The sequence below is a fragment of the Ancylomarina sp. YFZ004 genome, assembly GCF_054254355.1.
This window is the reverse complement of record NZ_JBTCHQ010000008.1, coordinates 80,746-101,486: the sequence shown is the minus strand read 5'-3', so window position 1 is coordinate 101,486 and position 20,741 is coordinate 80,746. Positions and strand designations below refer to the sequence as shown.

Sequence of the window (20,741 nt, the reverse complement as noted above, 5' to 3'; positions counted from 1 at the left end):
GCTGAATATTTTTTGAAAAAAAATATCAGTTTTCACTATTCGCTCAATAATATTCTATTACATTTGCACTCGATTTTATAAAAGTCGAACAGTGTATTCTTTAGTTCATTCTAAAGATTGTCAACTCAATACATGTTTTAAATAAAGATTCCTTAGTCTTTTTTATGTATTGCTCTCTACTAAGGTTTGCCTGACTCAAGTAGCCATCCGACCGATCGAATAGTTTATTGTAATTTTCCTAATTTTGTGAGGTCCAAAAATCCTCAAGAAAATAATAGCCAGCGTCATGAAGAATAAGAGTTTATTGTCCCGATTTTTAATTTGGAGAATGAAGCACGTCAAAGAGAGACAGTTTGTTCTAATTCTTAGTTTTATAGTTGGAATTATTAGTGGATTGGCGGCTTTGTTATTGAAAACAACGATTCACCAAACGCATCACTTTCTGACGCATAATCTTCATGTAGAATCATTCAATTTATTGTATTTAGCCTATCCTACAATTGGTATTCTACTGACTGTATTGTTTGTGAAATTTTTTGTGAAAGATAATATTGGGCATGGTGTCACTCGAATTTTGTATGCCATGTCGAAAAATAACAGTCATATAAAATCTCATAATAACTATTCTTCGATAATTGCAAGTACACTTACTATTGGCTTTGGTGGATCGGTAGGAGCTGAGGCACCCGTTGTATTAACAGGAGCATCGATTGGTTCAAGCCTGGGACGTATGTTTCACCTCAACTATAAAACCATTACTTTGATGGTGGGTTGTGGTGTAGCTGGAGCAATTGGAGGTATTTTTAAGGCACCTATGGCTGGTATGGTCTTTACCCTCGAGGTACTGATGTTAGACCTGACCATGGCTTCTTTAATTCCATTGTTGATTTCATCGATTACAGGAGCAAGCATTGCTTATTTCTTTATGGGTAAGGATGTTCTGTTATCTTACACGGTGACCGAATCGTTTGTCTTATCTAATTTCCCTTATTACATTTTACTGGGTATTTTCGCTGGTTTGGTTTCTTTATATTTTACCCGATTTGGCATGTATCTGGAATCGCAATTGGAACTGATAAAGAACTCCTATAGTAAACTTCTTCTTGGAGGTATTACTCTTGGTGTATTGATCTTTCTATTTCCTCCTCTTTACGGTGAAGGATATACAACTATTCAAGCACTGTTGAATGGAAATATTGATAGTTTAGTAAATAATTCTGTCTTCTATTTCTTAAAGGACAATTACTGGTTGCTTTTAGGCTATGTGATTTTAATTTTGGGTTTTAAAGTAATTGCTTCAACCGTAACCACAGGTAGTGGTGGTGTGGGTGGTATTTTTGCTCCTTCGCTATTTCTGGGTGGTGTTTCTGGTTTTTTTGTAGCTCGATTTATTAATGGCTTTAATTTCATCAAACTATCCGAAAGTAATTTTACTCTTTTAGGAATGGCAGGTATGATGGCTGGTGTAATGCATGCACCACTAACGGCTATCTTCCTGATTGTTGAAATAACGGGTGGTTACGAACTTTTTGTACCTATCATGATAACGGCTACCATAGCCTACTTAACCATTATGTATTTCGAACCGCATTCTATCTACACAAAACGATTGGCTAAGCGTGGCGAACTGATCACTCACAATAAGGATAAAGCTGTTCTGACCCTAATGAAACTTGGGAAAGTGATTGAAACCGATTTACAAAAAATAGATCCAGATGCAAGTCTTGGTGAGTTGGTGAAGATTATTTCTCATTCTCACCGTAATATTTTCCCTGTTGTTGATGAGGAGGGAAAGCTGTTAGGAATTGTTCTTTTGGATGATATTCGTCATATCATGTTTAACCCTGATATGTACGAAGAAACCTATGTTCGCAACTTGATGACTATGCCTCCAGCAATTCTTGATGCTGAAGCACCAATGGATAAGGTTATGAAGCGATTCGAAGAAACAGGAGCATGGAATCTTCCTGTAACTATGGATGGCAAGTATTATGGTTTTGTATCTAAGTCGAAGATTTTTAACGTTTATCGTAGAGTTTTGGTTCATTTCTCAGACGAATAGGATTATAGTGTGAAAACACGTAAAAACTCTCTTTAATCTTGATGCTTTAAATTGATTATTTGTAACATTGTCATGTTGTAAATACACTTGTTAATACAAGGTGTATAATGATATTGTTGACACATTTAATTTTTTTAAGGCCATGAATCCTAATCATTATCAGTGTATCCCTGAAAAATTCTGGCAAGGTCGAATCGATGATCTTGAGGACTATGATGCATTTCGTTGGCATCAGATTATCGAACCCATAAATTTATTAGAGGATATCCTTGTTGAAAATGATGGTTTTGGATTGCTGGGTTTTTGCTGTGATGAAGGTGTTCAGCAAAATTTAGGGCGTATTGGTACTTCAAAAGGGCCCAATAGCATTCGTAAAGAACTCTCAAACCTCCCATGTTCATTCCCTGCTACAACTAAAATATACGATTGTGGTAATATTATAGCTGCTGATGTAAAATTAGAAGATCTTCAGGAAACACTTGCTCAAGCAGTTTGTAAGATGCTTAAAAATGGCTTGTTCCCAATTGTTTTGGGTGGTGGACATGAAATTGCTTATGGACACTATAAGGGGATTGAGCGTTTTCTTGAGGAAACCAATAATGAAAGTCTTGGTATCTTTAATCTTGACGCTCATTTCGATATGCGTCCCTACGACAAGGTAATTAGTTCTGGAACCATGTTTGCTCAAATTGCAGATGATTGTAAGGCTAAAGATAAACCATTCAATTATATGGTTGCAGGTATTCAGCAATATGGTAACACGGTAAGTCTTTTTAAGAAAGCTGATGCCTTAAATGTGAAATATCTAATGGCAAAAGATATCAACTCTGCCAATATGTTTAATGTTGGTCAGGATCTTTTGCGTTATGCCAAACAACAAGAGAATATCTACTTTACTTTGTGTTCTGATGTCATTTCATCGGCATATGCTCCTGGTGTTAGTGCACCTCAACCATTCGGATTGCATCCTGAAAAGATTTTGAAATTGATAAAGATGATGATACGATCGGGTAAGGTAATTGCTTTTGATATTGCTGAAATTGCACCCCGTTTTGATGAGGATAGCCGAAGTTCAAAATTAGCCGCAATTATTGTTTTTGCGGTAATCAATTCTATCCTTGAGGAAAAAGAACTAGCTTAAGAAATTGTTATCCTTTTCAAAAAGGATGGGCTTTCACTTGTATATATCTGAATTATTTTATCTTTGTAAGTATGTAAATTGCAGCAAGTATGTTTTGCTGTTTGTGAGGGTATGCATATACAATCATTAATTTTCATATATAAATGTTGATCTTTTAATAGTAAAATTCACTCTTTCTCTTCTTAAGAAAGCCTATACTGACAGACTTCAACAAAATAAGTAAAAATATAAGTCTATGGCAAACCGTCCCGTAACGATTAAAGATATTGCAGAAAAGCTGAGCATCTCTGTTTCTACTGTTTCTCGAGCATTAAAGAATAATCCTGAAATTAGCTTGCAAACTCGCGAAGCAGTACAAAAGCTAGCAAAAGAATTAAAATACCGTCCAAACCCTTTGGCTGTTGCGCTTAAAACACAAAAATCAAATATGATTGGTGTTGTTGTACCTCAAATTGTAAGTTCTTTTTATGCTTCGGTTGTTAAAGGGATTGAGCAAGTTGCTGACGAAAAGGGCTATCAGATTTTTGTGAGTTCATCGAATGAAAAGTTAGAGAAAGAACAGAAGAATGTAGATGGCTTCTTAAACATGAGAATGGATGGTATTATTTTATCATTATCTCGTGCAACAAATACATACGATCATATTCATAAAATAAAGGACATGGGAGTACCTATCGTATTATTCGATAGAACTTCAAAGGAGCTAGATGTGTCTAAGGTTGTGGCTGATGATGCTGCTGCTGCTCATGCTGCTGTTACTCACCTATTGGAAGGTGGAGCTAAGCGTATCGCTTTCCTAACAGGTCCGGAATATATGTTATATGGTAGAAATAGAATGCGTGGTTATAAAAAAGCACTTGCTGCTAAAAATATATCTTTAGATGAAACTTTAATTTCACGTTGTGAATTTACAGTTGATTCAGCTAAAAAAGCAACAATGGAATTACTTGCACGAAGTAATCGTCCAGATGCATTTTTTGCTATAAATGACGAATTGGCAATTGGAGCTATAATGGCTGCTAAGGAATTAGGTTTCAAGATTCCTGAGGAAGTTGCTATTGTTGGTTTCTCAAATAGTCGTCGTTCTCGTTATATGGAACCATCGATATCTACAATGGATCAAAATCCTAAGCAAGTAGGACGAGAAGCTGCGAACCTTTTATTTGAACAAATGGAAGATAAGCCAGACAGCGATAAAGTAAAAGAAGCTGTTGTTCATGCAGATTTAATTATTAGAGCTTCATCTGAAAAGTAAAAACTCTAAATATATAATATAAAAAAATCCTGCCTTAAGAGCAGGATTTTTTAGTGCTGTAGAGTTTTGATTAAAAATCTTTACTCTGTTGTTTTATCAATTCCTTAGTAGATAGTAAGCCACATGCAGCAAAAATATCTAAGCCTCTAGAGCGACGAATAGTTGTTGTAATGCCTTTCTTATTGAGTAGATCTTTGAATTCTTCAATCGTAGCTTCATCAGAACCAAGAAGTGGTGAATTTGGGATAGGATGAAAACGAATTAGGTTCATCCTGCAATTAATACCATCCAAAATCTTACACAATTCTTTAACGTGAGCAGGTGTGTCATTAATTCCTTTGAACATGATATACTCAAAAGAAACCCTTCGTTGACGACCAAAATCAAATTCACGAACCATTTTTAAAACATCCTTAATAGGATAAACGTTTTGAACAGGCATAAGTTTCTTTCTCTCATCTTCAAAAGGTGTGTGCAAACTTACAGCTAAATGACATTCGCATTCATTTAAGAACGTTTTCATACCTGGAATAATTCCAATGGTTGAAACGGTAATTCTTCGTGGACTCATTGCCATACCATAATCGGCAGTCAATACTTCAAGAGATTTCATCACTTCAGGAATATTGTCAAGAGGTTCACCCATACCCATGTATACAATATTAGTTAGCTTTTGCCATTCGGGTAAAGAGCGTACCTGATTGATAATATCACCAGCTTTAAGTTGACCTTGAAAACCTTGTTTACCAGTCATGCAAAATAGACAACCCATTTTACACCCAACTTGTGAAGAAACACAAAGAGTTGCTCTGTCATCATCTGGAATATAAGCCGTTTCGATAAACTGATTAGGCATGTTTGTTGGGTAAAGATATTTCTTAGTCCCATCAACAGAACACTGTTCTTTGATAGTGGCTGTTAAACCAATATCGAAATTATCTTTTAGGAGAGTTCTAGCTTTTAAAGATAAGTTTAGCATTTCATCAATACTGGTAATTTCTTTTTTATAAAGCCAGTCAGCAATTTGTTTTGCTGTAAATTTCGGAAGCTTCAAGTCTAAAACAACCTGAGTTAATTCTTCCAATGTTTTTCCTAATAGTATTTCTTTAGCCATCTGGTAATCGTAAATTTTGTTTGTGTTTGATTTTGTATCAATACACATTAAAAGTATATTTCCGCAACAATCTTATTAAAAGCTACGCCTTTGTCTATCAGTAAATCTCTGACTTCAACAACCATCTCTGGACTGCCACAAAGGAAATATTTGCAATCTTCGGGGAAAACCTCAATATCCTGCAAATATCGGGTTAATCTTCCATTATACAAACCGTCTCCATCTTCTTGAGAGCAACAACGAATATATTTGCCTTTAAGTACAGGACTAAACTCTTTTTCGAAGAAGAATGAATGAGTGAATCGACCACCATGAATGAGCGTTTTATCAGTTCTCAAACCTGAGCGAAACATGGATGCAAAGGGAGCAATTCCTGTTCCCGAGGCAATCCACCAAGAAGGAGTTTCATCATCAATAAAATCACCCTCGGGAGGAGTCATGTATATGGTAGAACCATCTTTGTGTTCGCTTAGTCTAGGTGTTAACCATCCATCGTCTTTCACATTATAAAGAACCTGAATTGTGTTATCGTCTATTCCACTAGCAATGGTATAAAGCCTTGGAGCAACATCCATATCAGTGGTAATGCCGATATATTGACCAGGTTTGAAATCTAAGTTTCGTCTAATTTTTAGAACAAAAACACCAGGAGCGATTTCTCTATTGGATACAACGGTGCTTTCGGTTAATCTTTGTTTTGTTTTTATATCTGTTGGCATATGTTTTTATGTCATAAAGGATTTACAATCTTCTAGTAGTATGATGCAAAGGTAATATAATTTAGAAGATGTCTAAATAGTAAGATGTAAATATTCGAGAGCATTGATAAAGAGGACAAGATTACTGACGACTTTTCCTAAATAAAATAGAATCAGAATTGTTTGATCTGTTTTTTTTTAATTTAACATGTAACTATATATTCACTTATAACGTCATAAGTAGTGATAAGCCAGTTTAAAAATTGATGCTCAATTCAAATTGGATCACTAATTTAAAAACATTGATATGAAAATCAGAAAGATAAATATGAAACAAATATTTATCCTCGTTGGGATACTTGTTATGCCATTTTATGGTAATTCTCAAACCATATATGCTGAAGCAGATGCTAAGTATGATGGAATCAAAAGAGTGGAAGTTCAGGGGCGATTTGCAGATGTGAAGATTCTGGGTACTGATGAAGATAGAGTGGATTTTAAAGGAATAATCAGAGGGAAATTAAGAGGAAGCAAGGATTTTGAAATCAAACATAGCCAAGAGGGTTCTGTTTTAAAAGTTTGGATAGAAGCTCCTAGATCTATTATGGGAAGGTTTGAGGCTCAATTGAGTTTTAAAGTCCCTTATTCAATGGATATTGATATTACGAATTCATCTGGTGATATTTATATTGAAGAAATTGTTGCTGAGCAAATGAAATTGAAAGCGACTTCTGGCGATATTGAACTTAAGAATATTGAAACTGCTTTGACGACTACAACCACATCAGGTGATCTGCAAATTAATTATTTGAAAGGCGCGATCTCTGCTGCATCAACATCTGGTTCTCAAAAGTTTAATCATATTAGAGCTAGTGTCTCTACTAGAGCGACTTCTGGCGACTTTTCATTTTTAGATGTTGTTGGTGATTTGAGCAGCAGAACCTCTTCAGGCGATTTGCAATTTCAAAATATTGATGGGCGCATTTCAAATGTTTCTACCTCTGGGAATGTAACTATAGATAAGGCTAAAACGATTCTCGACCTTCATACTACTTCCGGCGATATAAGTGGTGATGGAATTGAATTAATGGGAAATTCAAAATTCAAATCAACCTCAGGAAATGTTTCAATAGATTTTGCAAATGATATAGATGAAATGAGCTTTGACTTGAGAGCTTCTTCTGGTGATTTAAGAGCTGGTAGCCGTTCTGCTGATAGAAAGCTTTATATGAAACATGGCGATATTTGGGTATATGGACATAGTAGTTCAGGAGATCAAAATTATCGTTAACAAAATTTAATTTGTGTACGAATTTGAACACTGATTGTGACGAAGTCGAACACTTTTGAGAGTCAAAACTTGATGAATTATAATCTTGAGTGTTGTTAACTAGCTCTTTGGCGTTTTTGGTCTAGTTGTTGGTTAATATAAGTGAAACCATAGCTCATATAAGGTTAATCCCTTTGTTGACTTTGGGAGTGGTGTCCCAAATGATGGTTTTAATAGTATAATTAATTGGTTTTCTTTGAAAGTGGCTGTTGGCTTTTGTCAGCAGCCACTTCTATTTTATAGATTTGGGGCTTTATTTTAGGACAATTTCCTTATCTCCTGTGGGGTTTGTCCTGTGTGTGATTTAAACTGTTTGTTAAAATATGAGGGACTGTTAAAGCCACATTCATAAGCAATTTGAGCCATACTGAGTTTTCCTTCCACGATAAGTTTTTTTGCATAATTTATTCTCATCTCATTTAGAAATTCAGTGAAGGTTTGATTCGTTTTTGCTTTCATGAATCGGCAAAAGGCTGTTTTACTCAAATTTGCCACTTTAGCAGCTGCTTCCAAGTCAATTTTTTGTTGAAAATTTTTACTAACGTATTCATAAATTTTATACAATTTTTGATTGCTGGAGTGCTTAAAGCTTTCAACAAATGCTTCAGAGGCTAGTACACTTAATTCTTCAGAGCTTGATAATACATTTAGTATCTGTAGAAGTAGGATGATACGTTCAGGTCCTTTTGAATCATGTAGTTTATCAAATAGGTCAATTAGTTTTAATTTTGTCCTGCCATGAATACTAAATCCTCGTGTTGAATTTTTTAGGAAGAACTTAAGTTTATGAAACTCGGGTAGATCTAATAAGTTATCACCCAATATTTCTTTTTTAAAATGGATGACTTTCGCAGTGACAGATAGATTTGGATTTTTTTTGTAATAGGTATCCTCATTTTTCATGACATGAGGAATGTTGGGTCCAAGAAAAATCATGTCTCCATCCTTAAACTTATCGATACAATCTCCTACGATCAAAGTTCCTTGACTCTTTTCTATATAAATCAATTCATATTCTGGGTGATAATGCCACGGAACAACAATGTGAGGTAAAACGTCAATTTTCGATCGAAATGAATAATGGGTCGTTAAAGGAACTTCTTCAAGATATAGAGCCATAGTTATATATTAAACAAAATTGCACTTAATTGTTGTTGTCTGGTGGATTTGAATGTTTCGATGCAAATATAGTGTTATTAAATGGTAAGATACTAGCATGTTTCTTTTTGCAATTATTGAAGCTTTGTCGGGAAGAAACTTAAAACGAATATTATGGTGTCAATAAGCACAAGTCAAGCAAGCAGTATATCTAATAGTAAGCCTATGAATTTTAAGACTGCATTAGGCTTACTGACTTCATTATTTTTTATGTGGGGATTTTTAACCTGTATGAATGATATATTAATCCCGCATTTGAAAGGTTTGTTTAATTTGACGTTTACTCAGGCCATGTTGGTTCAGTTCACCTTCTTTGGTGCTTATTTTTTAATGTCGCTTCCAGCAGGAAAGATCATTAGTAAAATTGGATACAAATCAGGCATTGTTTTAGGATTATCAATTGCAGGCTTGGGGGCTTTATTGTTTTATCCAGCGGCGTCGCTTTTATCCTATGGATTTTTCCTTTTTGCCTTTTTTGTTTTGGCTTGTGGCATTGTCATTCTTCAAGTTGCTGCCAATCCTTTTGTTGCTGCGTTGGGAAGTCCTGAGACAGCATCTAGTCGTCTGAATTTGACACAGGGATTTAATAGTGTAGGTACAACAGTTGCTCCTATGTTTGGAGCCTATTTGATATTAGATAATAATAGTGACGATTTGATAAGCCAGGCTTCTGCTGTCCAAATGCCCTATATTGGTTTGGCTGTGGCATTAGGACTAATCGCATTGGTATTTGCTTTTGTAAAGCTACCAAAGATTATAGATGCTGAGGAGCAAAAAGCAGAAGGATCCGCTTGGAATCATTCCCATTTAGTTTTGGGCGCACTTGCCATTTTTATGTATGTAGGAGCTGAAGTTTCTATTGGTAGTGCTCTTGTAAGTTATTTGGGTAGTGATGCTCTAAATTTGTTTGGTGAAGCTCAAGCGGCCGGCTATGTTTCCATTTTTTGGGGCGGAGCAATGGTCGGAAGGTTTATTGGATCAGCTATTATGCATAAAATATCTTCTAACAAATTATTAGCTATTAATGCCATAATGGTTGTGGTTCTTGTTCTAATCAGTATGATGACAGAAGGTTATATTGCATTATGGAGTATTGTTTTAGTTGGCTTGTTTAATTCTATCATGTTTCCTACTATCTTTACGCTTGCAATTGATGGTTTAGGACAACATACCAGTCAAGGTTCAGGTATCCTTTGCTTAGCAATTGTAGGAGGAGCAATTGTGCCTCTATTAATGGGAGTTTTAGCTGATAATTTTGGTCTGCAGAACTCATTTATTATTACAGTTTTGTGTTATGCCTATATTTTTTATTATGCAGTAAAAGGTTTCAAACACAATTAATTATATTCGAATGAAAGAAGTTGCTTTAGGAATTGATATTGGAGGAACCAACACTGTTTTTGGTTTAATAGATAGAGAAGGAATTTGTATTGCTGAAGGGACACTGCCTACCCAAAACCATGCTGATGTAGAGGATTATATTGATGAGTTATTTCAGGTAATAAATACTGAAAAAGAGAATTTATCATACGATGTAGATATTAAAGGGATTGGTATTGGTGCTCCTAATGCGAGTTACTATAAAGGTACTATTGAGGATGCAGCGAATTTACGTTGGAAGGGGAGTATTCCTCTTGTAAAATTGGTTCAAAAAAGATTGGACGTTCCTGTCTATATCACCAATGATGCTAATGCAGCAGCCATGGGTGAGAAAGTTTTTGGTGCTGCTCACGATATGAATAATTTCTTGGTAATTACACTTGGTACCGGATTAGGTAGCGGTATTTTTGCTAATGGAGATATTCTTCATGGACATGACGGTTTTGCTGGAGAAGTAGGGCATATGATTGTTCGTAAGAGTGGACGTGAGTGTGGTTGTGGACGTAAAGGTTGTTTGGAAACCTATGTTTCGGCTACTGGAGTGAAAAGATCGGTGTATAAATTATTAGCCAGACATAATGGCGATAGTGAATTGAGAGATATACCTTTTAATAAATTAACGGCTAAAATGGTTGCTGAAGCTGCTGAACGTGGCGATGAAGTAGCAAAAGAAACCTTTACTTATACCGCTACAGTTTTAGGTGAAGTACTGGCTAATGTCGTTGCAGTTACGAGCCCTGAGGCTATTTTTCTATTTGGAGGATTAACAAAAGCAGGAGATATCTTATTTGACCCTGTTCGAGAGACTCTGGAGAAGAATCTCTTATCAATTTATAAGAATAAAATTAAAGTGCTTCCTTCTGGATTAAAGGATAATGCAGCCGTTTTAGGATCTGCAGCTTTAGTGTGGAATAAGATGAAATAAGAATTTAAGATATCGCTTTATGCGACATGAAATAGCTCCATCTCATTGTGTAATGAGGTGGAGTTTTTTATTTAGAAGTTTTTCTTGATCCATTTAGGGAGCATATACATACCAATAAATAGATAAGGGTAATAAGAAATCAGTCGCCAGATTAAAGCCAGGGTGATGGTGAGTCCAGCTTCAGGAATAAAATCACCAAGATATTGTGTGAAAACCCACTCAGAAAATCCACTTCCACCAGGCGTAGGGCTAATTAGCATCATAATCCACATAAGTAGTTGGCGTGCAAAAATCATGATATGATCTAGGGTGGTATAGTCACAACACCAAAAGGCTAATAATATTGAATTAACCACCCAATAACGCGCTGTCCAAGAACAGAAGCTTGCTAAAAAGGCTTTGATCCAGAATCTATAGCTTTTGTTTTTTAGGTCTTTTGAGCTTTCAATAATATCCGTTCCTGTTTGATTTGCTCCTTGTTTCCATTTTCGGAGGATGGGTAATTTAAATATCCACAGTAACAACCACTTCAAGCCACGAGGGTTTTTGAAAAGCCCATAACTCAATACAATTAAGTAGGCTAGTTTTAGTAAATAAGCCCCTAGAACTAATAGTATAAGAGATGATGTTAGAGAAGAAGCATTTTCTGTATCAAGTAAAAAGAGATGTTGCCAATCCAAGACAAGTAGAATTAAGGGCAACATGATGATGAAATAAAGCTCATCAAGGAAAGAGGTCGCCATAACAACAGCTGAGCTTCTTCCTAAGCTTAAACCTTCTTTATTTAGGTATAGAATAGCAAATGAAGTCCCTCCAATTGCTGATGGCGTAACAGCAGATGTAAACTCCCAAAGCATTACGATGCGGAAGGTCTTTCTCCATGAAAATTCTTTCTCAGTTAATATTCTTAATCTGGCCATATAACCAAAATCACGAAGTGCCATCATTAGGAGAGCAACGACAATCCCAGCAAGTGTAAGCCAAGAAAATTCGACTAAATCAAATGTTCCGGGTTTGAAATCTTTTACGAGTAAATAGATAATCACCACAAAACCAATTAGAATAGGCCAAATCACACGTTGAGGACGTATAGCTTTGAGTAGTTTCTTTTGGTTTGTGATATTATTCTGCTCCATTAGATTAATTGTATTCAAATTTCTGATTAAATCGAGATCTGACTCTCAAACTTAATCAATAAAAATATAAAGTCTAGGAGACTATGACTTTATAATTATGATTTTATGAATAAGAATTTTCATACTTGAGTTTTCATAATTTTAATGAAATGATGACAAATAAAAATCCTCTACGACTTCGTTTAGAAGTTGCAGAGGATTTAGTATTATTTATTGCATGTTAAATCTTAGACTCTAGTTAGAATCAGATTACTTAACAAGTTTTATTTTCTTTCGATAGTTTGTGATCGGTTAGGACCTACAGAAACTACAGTAATAGCTACACCTGTTGCTTTTTCAATGAAATCAACGTAAGCGTTAAAATCAGCAGGGAATTCATTCTCGTTCGACATAGCTGTCATGTCAGTTTTCCAACCTTTAAATTCAGTGTAAACTGGTTCTATGGCATCAGTCATTTCGTATGGTACATAGTCGATTTCTTGACCATCAAGTTTGTATCCAGTACAAATCTTAATCGTGTCAAATCCATCTAATACATCCGATTTCATCATGGTTAATTGAGTTACCCCATTAATCATGATAGAATATTTTAAAGAAACCATATCTAACCAACCGCAACGTCTTTCACGACCGGTAGTAGAACCAAATTCGTTTCCTTTAACTCGCAATTCTGTTCCGTCAGCATCGAAAAGTTCTGTTGGGAATGGTCCCATACCAACACGAGTACAGTATGCTTTAAAGATTCCGATTACTTCACCAATTTTATTCGGAGCAATACCTAAACCTGTACAAGCACCAGCACAAACAGTGTTTGATGAAGTCACGAATGGATATGAACCGAAATCAATATCAAGAAGAGTTCCCTGCGCACCTTCGGCAAGAATCGACTTACCATTTTTAAGGCTATCGTTTAAGAACTGCTCACTGTCAATCAATTGGAATTCTTGAAGAAGCTTGATGCCTTCGAACCATTCTGCTTCATACTCTGATAAATCGTATTCAAAAGAAAAGTACTTATCTAGCATTTCGCCATGCTTTTCAACTAAAGCCTTATACTTTTCATCGAAATTGGTTAGAATATCACCAACTCTTAAACCATTACGACCAGTTTTGTCCATATAAGTTGGACCAATACCTTTAAGAGTAGATCCAATCTTAGATTTTCCTTTTGCAGCTTCAGAAGCTGCATCTAAAATTCGGTGTGAAGGTAAAATTAAGTGAGCTTTCTTAGAAATGAAAAGGTTTTTACTTAAATCAATTCCGATTGCTTTGATACCTTCAATTTCTTTTTTGAAAATAACAGGATCAATTACAACACCATTACCAATAACGTTTAGTTTATCGTCACGGAAAATTCCTGATGGGATGGTATGTAAAACGTGCTTGATTTGATTAAACTCAAGAGTGTGACCTGCGTTTGGTCCACCTTGGAATCTTGTGATGATATCATACTTAGGAGTAAGAACATCTACAATTTTACCTTTTCCTTCATCTCCCCACTGGAGGCCTAAAAGTACATCAACTTTCATAGGGTAATAATTTGAACTGATTTATCGAATGGAACTAATATTTTTGACTGATTTTCAGCCATAAATAGAGTCATTCATCGACAAATAATTTGAATAAAACGGTTGATTATAACCCAGCAGATACATGCCAATTGTGGAAGGTATTAGCTGAGAATTAAGTTTGATGTTAACAGCTAATTGTTAACGGTCAAAGGTAATAAATATTTTAGATTAGAGATAGACTTGTTGATAAATCACGACAGGGAATAAAAAAAGCCCTTATTTATAAGGGCTTTAAAATATATCGACTGTTGATATCTTAGTTTTCTTTTTTTCTACACTCTTGGCAAGTACCATAAATGTAAAGAGAATGATGTGAAACAAGGAAGTCCATGTCATCAGAAACGTTATTACGAACATCTTCTAAGCGAGTGTCGCAAAACTCAAGGACCTTACCACATTTCGTACAAATTAAATGATCGTGCTTGTTACTATCGTAAGCTTTCTCAAATTGAGCAATGTTTTTTCCAAACTGATGCTTAATTACAAGTTTGCAATCTAAAAGAAGATCGATGGTATTGTAAAGTGTTGCTCTACTTACACGATAATTTTTATTCTTCATGAAAATATACAGCGATTCGATGTCGAAGTGACCTTCACGCGAATATATTTCGTCAAGTATGGCATATCTCTCAGGTGTTTTTCTGTGTCCCTTCTTTTGAAGGTAATCAGTAAACATCTTTTTTACAATTTCTTTTGTGTCTTCGCTAATCATACTTTTAAAGCTATGTTGTTTATCTAATCTAATTTTAAATAACGGGACTAAAATAGTGTTTTTTTTTGATTACTTCCAAGAGTGGAAGCAAAAAAAACGGGTTTAACTGTATTCTTCTATGTTCTCAATTCGTCTGACATTGTCGAGACCTTTAATTTTGATCAGTTTTTTCATCAAATTATTTAAGTCCTCTGTATTATGTACATATAGGTGTATTAAGCCTTCAAAAACGCCATCATGACTCTCAAAATGTATGGATCTCATGTTGACATGGTGGTCTTTTGAGATGACAGAAGTGATATCGTTAACGATTCCGATTTTGTCGATGCCATTTAGCTCGATAATGGCCAGAAATGACATTAAACGATGGGTCGTCCAATTAGCTTCAAGAATTCTATCACCTTGACTTGACATCAATTTTAGAGCGTTGGGACATTTTCTTTTGTGAATGGTTACGTTATTTGCCATATCAACATAGCCGACAACATCATCTCCAGGAATAGGTTTGCAACAGGTTGCAATCTTATATTTTTCCTCAGACATGGTCTCTTCCAAAAGAAAAGGTTTCTTTTTATCAATCTCAGGTTTGCTTTCTAATTTATCTTGTGTGTTTTCTTTATCATCGCTACCAAAGAATTGCAGTTTCCAGTATTTGATGAATTTGTTTTTTGACTTCTTTTTAACAATACCTTCGATTTCTTCAAGCTTTAGTTTAGACGATCCAAAGTTTAAGAAGAGTTCATCTTTATTTGTGAACTGATAGTGTTCCATCAGTTTTTTAGTTGCTTTTGAATTCAAAATTAAGCCAATGTTCTGGAGATGTTCTTCTAAGATCTTATTCCCAGAACGAATTAATCGCTTTCTATCATCTTTAAACTCTGCTTTTATTTTCGATTTAGCTTTAGCTGTTACGACATATTCTAACCACTCAGTCTTAGGCTTTTGTTTATCAGATGTTAAGATTTCGACCTGATCGCCACTGCGAAGAATGTAATTAAGAGGAACCAGTTTATGATTAACCTTTGCTCCAATGCATTGATTTCCAATGTCAGTATGGATTTCGTAAGCAAAATCTAAAGCACTAGCGTGTTTAGGTAACGTTTTGATTAAGCCTTTGGGTGTGAACACCTGAATCTCCTGAGAGAACAAGTTTAAACGAAATTCATCAAGAAAAGCTAGAGCATCAGACTCTGGGTTTTCTAATATTTCCCGTACATCTTTAAGCCATTTGTCTAATTCTGACTCACTGTCTGTATTGTATCTTGAATGAGCTATAAAACCACGTTCAGCAATTTCATTCATTCTATTTGAACAAATCTGAATCTCGATCCATTTACCCAATGGTCCCATAGCTGTCATGTGCAGAGCCTCGTAGCCATTGGCTTTTGGCGTGCTCATCCAGTCGCGAATACGTTCAGGTTTTGGTTTGTAAATATCTGTAATCAGAGAATAAATATTCCAGCACTGATTTTTTTCAGGAACATCTTTTTGAGGTTTAAAAATAACTCTGATGGCAGGAAGATCGTAGATGTCCTGTATATTAATCTTATGATTTTCAATCTTATTCCAGATTGAGAAGATAGAACGAGGTCGATTTATAACCGTACAAATGATATTATTGTCGTTTAGACGTTCTTTAATAGGTTCAATAATCTGTCCTAGGACTAACTCTTGTTCGGTCTCTTTATTTTTTATTTTTTCAGAAATATTCTTATAATCCTCCGGATGCTCATACATCAAACTCAGATCTTCAAGTTCTGATTTTATCTTGTAAAGACCTAAACGGTGGGCAAGGGGAGCAAATAGGAATAAGGTTTCACCAGCAATTTTCATTTGCTTACGAAGAGGCATGGAACTTAGAGTTCGCATATTGTGCAGGCGGTCAGCAATTTTGAGTATAATCACTCGAATATCATCAGATAGTGTTAGTAACATCTTTCTGAAATTCTCAGCCTGCATGGATGTCTGCTGATTGAAGGCACCAGATATTTTTGTGAGTCCATCAACAATAGCAGCAACCTTGTCACCAAAATGATGAGCTATATCTTCTACGGTATAATCAGTATCTTCTACAACATCGTGTAATAAAGCTGAAACAATAGATTTTGTTCCAAGACCAATTTCTTTAGCTGCAATTTCAGCAACTTCAATAGGATGTATAATATAAGGCTCCCCAGATTTACGACGCACACCTCTATGAGCGTCCCATGCAAAATAGAATGCCTTTTCTATCATTGCTTTTGTTTCAGGCGTGTTGCTTCTTTTACAACTTGCCAAAAGCTTCTGATAGCTTGCTAGTATTAATTCTTTATCTTGTTGGGTTTCAACAGTCATATGTTACTCATTTATATGAATCGTAAAAACAAATCGAGAAAATCAAAAGGTGATTTCAGATAGAAACTGTTATTTTAAAAAGAATCTATTTACGATCTGTTAGCTGTAAGCGATCTATAAAATTAGTTAAAACTCCCGATTTTCCTGCTTGTTTAGTCAATTTATTTAGACTAGATAGCCATAAACTTGAGATTAATACCTGAATTAACTTTTCCAATAAGGAATATTGAATTGACTAGAAACATAAATGAGCAATTAGCCAAGGCTAATTGCTCATTATTAGATCTATTCTTTTTTAGGCTTTATTTTCTCCAACAATAATTTCATAGAGATCTTCCTCTTTGAAATAAGTGTTTGCTAAATCCATTATTTTCTGAGAAGAAGTTCCCTTAATTTCATGAAGAAATTTCTCGTAATACGAATTGTCAAACCCGAAAGGAAGATTTCCTCTCAGGCTTTCAGACAATGCAAATGGACTGTCAAAGCTTCTAAGCATTTCACCAGAGAAAAAGTTCTTCACAAGATTTAGCTCTTCTTGAGGAACCAACTCTTCTCTCAAGCGTTTAATTTCTTTATAGATTTCAGAAATAGCCGCCTCGCATACATCTCTTCCAACTTCAGTAACAATAGCAAAATGACCTGATTTAAGGTGTGAAAGCAAAAGTGAGTTGATACCATAGGTATAACCTTTGTCTTCGCGGATATTTTGCATTAGACGAGAACCGAAGTAGCCACCAAGTATAAGGTTGAGTAGCATGATACCTGCAAAATCGGGATGTGTTTTATTAAAAAGAGGGCGTCCAATTCTAATTGATGATTGCACGGCATCCTTTTTAAGAATAAACACTTTCTTTTCATCAGAACATAGAAGCTTATGCTTGGTTTCAATATCAGACGATTTTGTGTCCCATACTGAAGCACCAAAACGATCTTCAATCTTAGTGAGTATTGACTTATACATTTTTCCAGAAACGATAATTCTACAATTGTCAGATGTATATCTATCTTTATAATAGGTCTTAATATCGTCTAACTGAACTTCATCAAAAATACTTGCTGTGAAGATATTGGCGTAGGGATGCTTATCGCCATAAATAAGGCTATTGAATTTTTCCTTAGCTAAGGCGTTCGTTTTCTCTCTATTTACAAGATAAGCTTGTTTTTTATTGCTGAGTATGGTTTTGAATTCTTTCTTAGGAAAAGTAGGGCGTTTAATAATTTCCTCAAGTAAATCCAGAGTTTCATCCAGGTACTTATTTAGAGTATATAAACACACACTAGCGTCATGCTGACTGTTAGTATAAGCAATATGTGCTCCATAGAAGTCAAACTTCTCGGCAAGTTCTGCAGCTGAATAATTCTTAGTTCCCTCGTTGAGCATAACGTTGCAAGTGCCTGCAATTAGAGGAGATTTCTGATACCATAAGCCTGCATCAAAAATCATCTCAACTTTAATAACATCCTGACTTCCACCAGAAATAATATGGACAGGAATCTCATTACTCAAAACTTCTTGTTTTGATTTTGGGATATCTACATGCTCAATTGTTTTAAATTGAGGAGGTAGGTTGCGATTCAATTTCTCCATTATTGTTTTTTTGCGTGGTAATAAAGTGTGGAACAATTCTCTTTAATCAGAATTTTCTGAGCCATTTCTTGTAGGTCATCTGTGCTAACCTTATTATATTTTTCGACTTCAAGATTGATATCTTCTGCTTGTCCTGTGATTTCATATTGAGCAATATTCATAGCCTTGTTTAAGAAACTAATCTCAGAGAAAACCAGTGATGACTCAACTTTGTTTTTCACTTTTTGCAGCTCATATTCACCAGCCTTAGTTGTAGATACTTCATCAATAACTTCCCATATGGCTTTTTCGGCATCTTCCATGCCAACACCTTCAGTTAGTTTACCACTGATGACAAACAAACCTGGTTCAAAATCTCCAGTCAAATAAGCGTCAATGCTTGAGAAAAGGTTTTTCTCTTTTACAAGCGTTTGAAATATACGAGAGGATTGCCCATTTGATAATATGTCTGAAAGCAAATCGACTTTGTAATAATCTTTATCGATTCGGCTCCCCATATGAAAAGCCATATAGATAGCATCATAAGGAACATCTCTTTCAAGGTGGAGTGATCGAAATTCAGTTTGTTTGGGTTCTATTGGTAAATTGCGAGTGGCTATTTCTCGTCGTTCAATAGGACCAAACCACTTTTCAGCAAGACGTTTAACTTCATCTGTCTCAATATTACCCGCAACAACTAATACTGCATTGTTGGGAGCATAATGATGAAAGAAAAAATCTTTAACATCCTGCAATTGTGCTTCTTCAATATGCTTAATATTTTTTCCAATTGTAGACCATTGGTATGGATGATTCTTGTATGCTAAGGGACGAAGGTGTAACCAAACATCTCCATAAGGCTGGTTGAAGTAGTGCTGTTTAAACTCTTCAATAACAACCGCCTTTTGAACGTCTAAACTTTTTTGAGTAAAAGCCAAGCTTAGCATTCGGTCTGACTCTAGCCAGAAACCTGTTTCCAAGTTTTCTTTAGGAACAGTAAGGTAATAATTTGTTACATCATTATTAGTCCAAGCATTATTATCTCCTCCAACTTGTTGAAGAGGTTCATCGTAGTTTGGAATGTTTATTGAACCTCCAAACATGAGATGCTCGAAAAGATGAGCAAAACCTGTTTGTTCCGGATCTTCATCCTTGGAACCAATGTTATATAGGATATTAACAGCAGCTAAAGGCGTTGATGTGTCTTTGTGCACAATAACCTTAAGTCCATTGTCAAGTGTAAATTTATCGAATTCAATCATTTTGATATTTTAAATTCAGAAGGCTCATTTTATCTTCTGTCTAATTAAAAGCAATATTAAAGCTCGCTTTTTTATGATTCTATTAGAACTGGTATTTAGATTTCTCAGATTGAAGAGTCTTAAGTTCTTGTTTGTATTCCGTCATCATTTGATTCATAATTTCGGCAACAGGCTTAATGTCTTTTATCATTGCTCCAACTTGACCAATTTCCAATTCACCATCTTTAAGGTCTCCCTCAAACATGCCTTTTTTTGAACGTCCTTTACCAAGAATTTCTTTCATTTCTTCTGGAGAAGCACCGCGGCACTCAGCTTCATAAACCTGATCGAAAAATTCATTTTTGATTAATCGGGTAGGCGCTAGTTTTTTAAGAGCAAGCTTAGTTCCACCTTCATCTAATTTTACGATTGCCTCTTTAAAATTGATGTGAGATGAGGATTCTTCAGATGCCGCAAAGCGAGTTCCAATTTGAACACCATCAGCTCCCAAACTAAGGGCAGCTAAGATACTATTACCACAGCCAATACCACCCGCAGCAATTAAGGGTAAGTTAGTCGCTTTTCTAACATTTGGAATTAATGCTAAGGTTGTTGTTTCTTCACGACCATTATGTCCCCCAGCCTCAAAGCCTTCAGCAACAATAGCATCTACACCTGCATCTTCGCATTTTTTAGCGAAAAAAGCACTAGATACAACATGTACAACGGTAATACCATGCTCCTTTAAAAATGGAGTCCATTTTTTTGGGCTACCAGCTGATGTAAAAACAATTTTGATTCCTTCTTTCACAATGATATCCATGATTTTATCCATCTCTGGATAAAGAAGCGGAACATTTACTCCGAAAGGTTTATCACAAGCAGCTTTTGCTTTTTGAATATGTTCTTGGAAGGTGTCAGGGTGCATAGATCCTGCACCGATTAATCCTAAACCACCAGCATTACTAACAGCTGTAGCAAGTTTCCATCCAGAGCACCATACCATTCCTCCTTGAATAATAGGTTTTTCGATTCCAAAAAGTTGAGTGATTCTATTTATCATGATTATTGTTTACGGATTGTGTGCAAAAAAAAGACACTAAGAAAAACAAGCTTC

Annotated in this window: 16 protein-coding genes; 6 read left to right on the top strand and 10 right to left on the bottom strand. The window is 35.4% G+C overall.

The window, feature by feature from the left end; genetic code table 11:
* Positions 1-328: 328 nt before the first annotated feature.
* The 3 genes from ACXR6G_RS13385 (at position 329) to ACXR6G_RS13375 (ending at position 4,458) form a co-directional block, all read left to right on the top strand.
* The gene (locus ACXR6G_RS13385; RefSeq protein WP_458361941.1) at positions 329-2,062 is read left to right on the top strand and encodes a chloride channel protein; all 1,734 of its coding nucleotides are present in this window, start codon (positions 329-331) and stop codon (positions 2,060-2,062) included.
* 142 nt (positions 2,063-2,204) lie between these two features.
* On the top strand, positions 2,205-3,203 hold the full coding sequence (gene hutG / locus ACXR6G_RS13380) for a formimidoylglutamase (protein WP_458361940.1): 999 nt from the start codon (positions 2,205-2,207) through the stop codon (positions 3,201-3,203).
* 235 nt (positions 3,204-3,438) lie between these two features.
* Complete coding sequence (locus tag ACXR6G_RS13375; RefSeq protein ID WP_458361939.1) at positions 3,439-4,458, top strand: LacI family DNA-binding transcriptional regulator; 1,020 nt, start codon at positions 3,439-3,441, stop codon at positions 4,456-4,458.
* A gap of 70 nt (positions 4,459-4,528) precedes the next feature.
* Here the strand turns inward: ACXR6G_RS13375 and rlmN are convergent, their stop codons facing one another.
* Together rlmN and ACXR6G_RS13365 are read right to left on the bottom strand one after the other, a co-directional pair.
* Complete coding sequence (gene rlmN, locus ACXR6G_RS13370; RefSeq protein ID WP_458361938.1) at positions 4,529-5,572, bottom strand: 23S rRNA (adenine(2503)-C(2))-methyltransferase RlmN; 1,044 nt, start codon at positions 5,570-5,572, stop codon at positions 4,529-4,531.
* Between the two features lie 47 nt (positions 5,573-5,619).
* Positions 5,620-6,291 (bottom strand): ferredoxin--NADP reductase, encoded by a 672-nt coding sequence (locus ACXR6G_RS13365; RefSeq protein WP_458361937.1) that lies wholly within the window; start codon positions 6,289-6,291, stop codon positions 5,620-5,622.
* A 286-nt stretch (positions 6,292-6,577) separates the two neighbouring features.
* Here ACXR6G_RS13365 and ACXR6G_RS13360 point away from each other — a divergent pair, with 286 nt between their 5' ends.
* Complete coding sequence (locus ACXR6G_RS13360; RefSeq protein WP_458361936.1) at positions 6,578-7,561, top strand: DUF4097 family beta strand repeat-containing protein; 984 nt, start codon at positions 6,578-6,580, stop codon at positions 7,559-7,561.
* A 297-nt stretch (positions 7,562-7,858) separates the two neighbouring features.
* Here the strand turns inward: ACXR6G_RS13360 and ACXR6G_RS13355 are convergent, their stop codons facing one another.
* Positions 7,859-8,719, bottom strand: coding sequence for an AraC family transcriptional regulator (locus ACXR6G_RS13355; RefSeq protein ID WP_458361935.1), 861 nt, complete (start codon positions 8,717-8,719; stop codon positions 7,859-7,861).
* Between the two features lie 204 nt (positions 8,720-8,923).
* Here ACXR6G_RS13355 and ACXR6G_RS13350 point away from each other — a divergent pair, with 204 nt between their 5' ends.
* Complete coding sequence (locus tag ACXR6G_RS13350) at positions 8,924-10,099, top strand: sugar MFS transporter (protein ID WP_458361934.1); 1,176 nt, start codon at positions 8,924-8,926, stop codon at positions 10,097-10,099.
* A gap of 10 nt (positions 10,100-10,109) precedes the next feature.
* On the top strand, positions 10,110-11,063 hold the full coding sequence (locus ACXR6G_RS13345; RefSeq protein WP_458361933.1) for an ROK family protein: 954 nt from the start codon (positions 10,110-10,112) through the stop codon (positions 11,061-11,063).
* Between the two features lie 71 nt (positions 11,064-11,134).
* Here ACXR6G_RS13345 and ACXR6G_RS13340 read toward each other — a convergent pair whose 3' ends face one another.
* The 7 genes from ACXR6G_RS13340 to ACXR6G_RS13310 all read right to left on the bottom strand — a co-directional run bounded on the left by ACXR6G_RS13340 (position 11,135) and on the right by ACXR6G_RS13310 (position 20,687).
* Entirely contained in the window at positions 11,135-12,217 is a 1,083-nt protein-coding gene (locus tag ACXR6G_RS13340) for a lysylphosphatidylglycerol synthase transmembrane domain-containing protein (RefSeq protein ID WP_458361932.1), read from the bottom strand.
* A 245-nt stretch (positions 12,218-12,462) separates the two neighbouring features.
* The gene (locus ACXR6G_RS13335; protein ID WP_458361931.1) at positions 12,463-13,728 is read right to left on the bottom strand and encodes an adenylosuccinate synthase; all 1,266 of its coding nucleotides are present in this window, start codon (positions 13,726-13,728) and stop codon (positions 12,463-12,465) included.
* A gap of 298 nt (positions 13,729-14,026) precedes the next feature.
* Positions 14,027-14,482, bottom strand: coding sequence for a Fur family transcriptional regulator (locus tag ACXR6G_RS13330; RefSeq protein ID WP_372644206.1), 456 nt, complete (start codon positions 14,480-14,482; stop codon positions 14,027-14,029).
* A 102-nt stretch (positions 14,483-14,584) separates the two neighbouring features.
* Complete coding sequence (locus ACXR6G_RS13325; RefSeq protein ID WP_458361930.1) at positions 14,585-16,816, bottom strand: RelA/SpoT family protein; 2,232 nt, start codon at positions 16,814-16,816, stop codon at positions 14,585-14,587.
* 295 nt (positions 16,817-17,111) lie between these two features.
* On the bottom strand, positions 17,112-18,404 hold the full coding sequence (locus ACXR6G_RS13320) for a M16 family metallopeptidase (protein WP_458361929.1): 1,293 nt from the start codon (positions 18,402-18,404) through the stop codon (positions 17,112-17,114).
* Complete coding sequence (locus ACXR6G_RS13315) at positions 18,404-19,645, bottom strand: M16 family metallopeptidase (protein WP_458361928.1); 1,242 nt, start codon at positions 19,643-19,645, stop codon at positions 18,404-18,406. The genes ACXR6G_RS13320 and ACXR6G_RS13315 overlap by 1 nt, the downstream gene beginning before the upstream one ends.
* Positions 19,646-19,727: 82 nt before the next feature.
* Positions 19,728-20,687 carry an NAD(P)H-dependent flavin oxidoreductase gene (locus tag ACXR6G_RS13310; protein WP_458361927.1) on the bottom strand — a complete coding sequence of 320 codons (960 nt, stop codon included), beginning with the start codon at positions 20,685-20,687 and terminating at the stop codon, positions 19,728-19,730.
* Between the last annotated feature and the right edge of the window lie 54 nt (positions 20,688-20,741).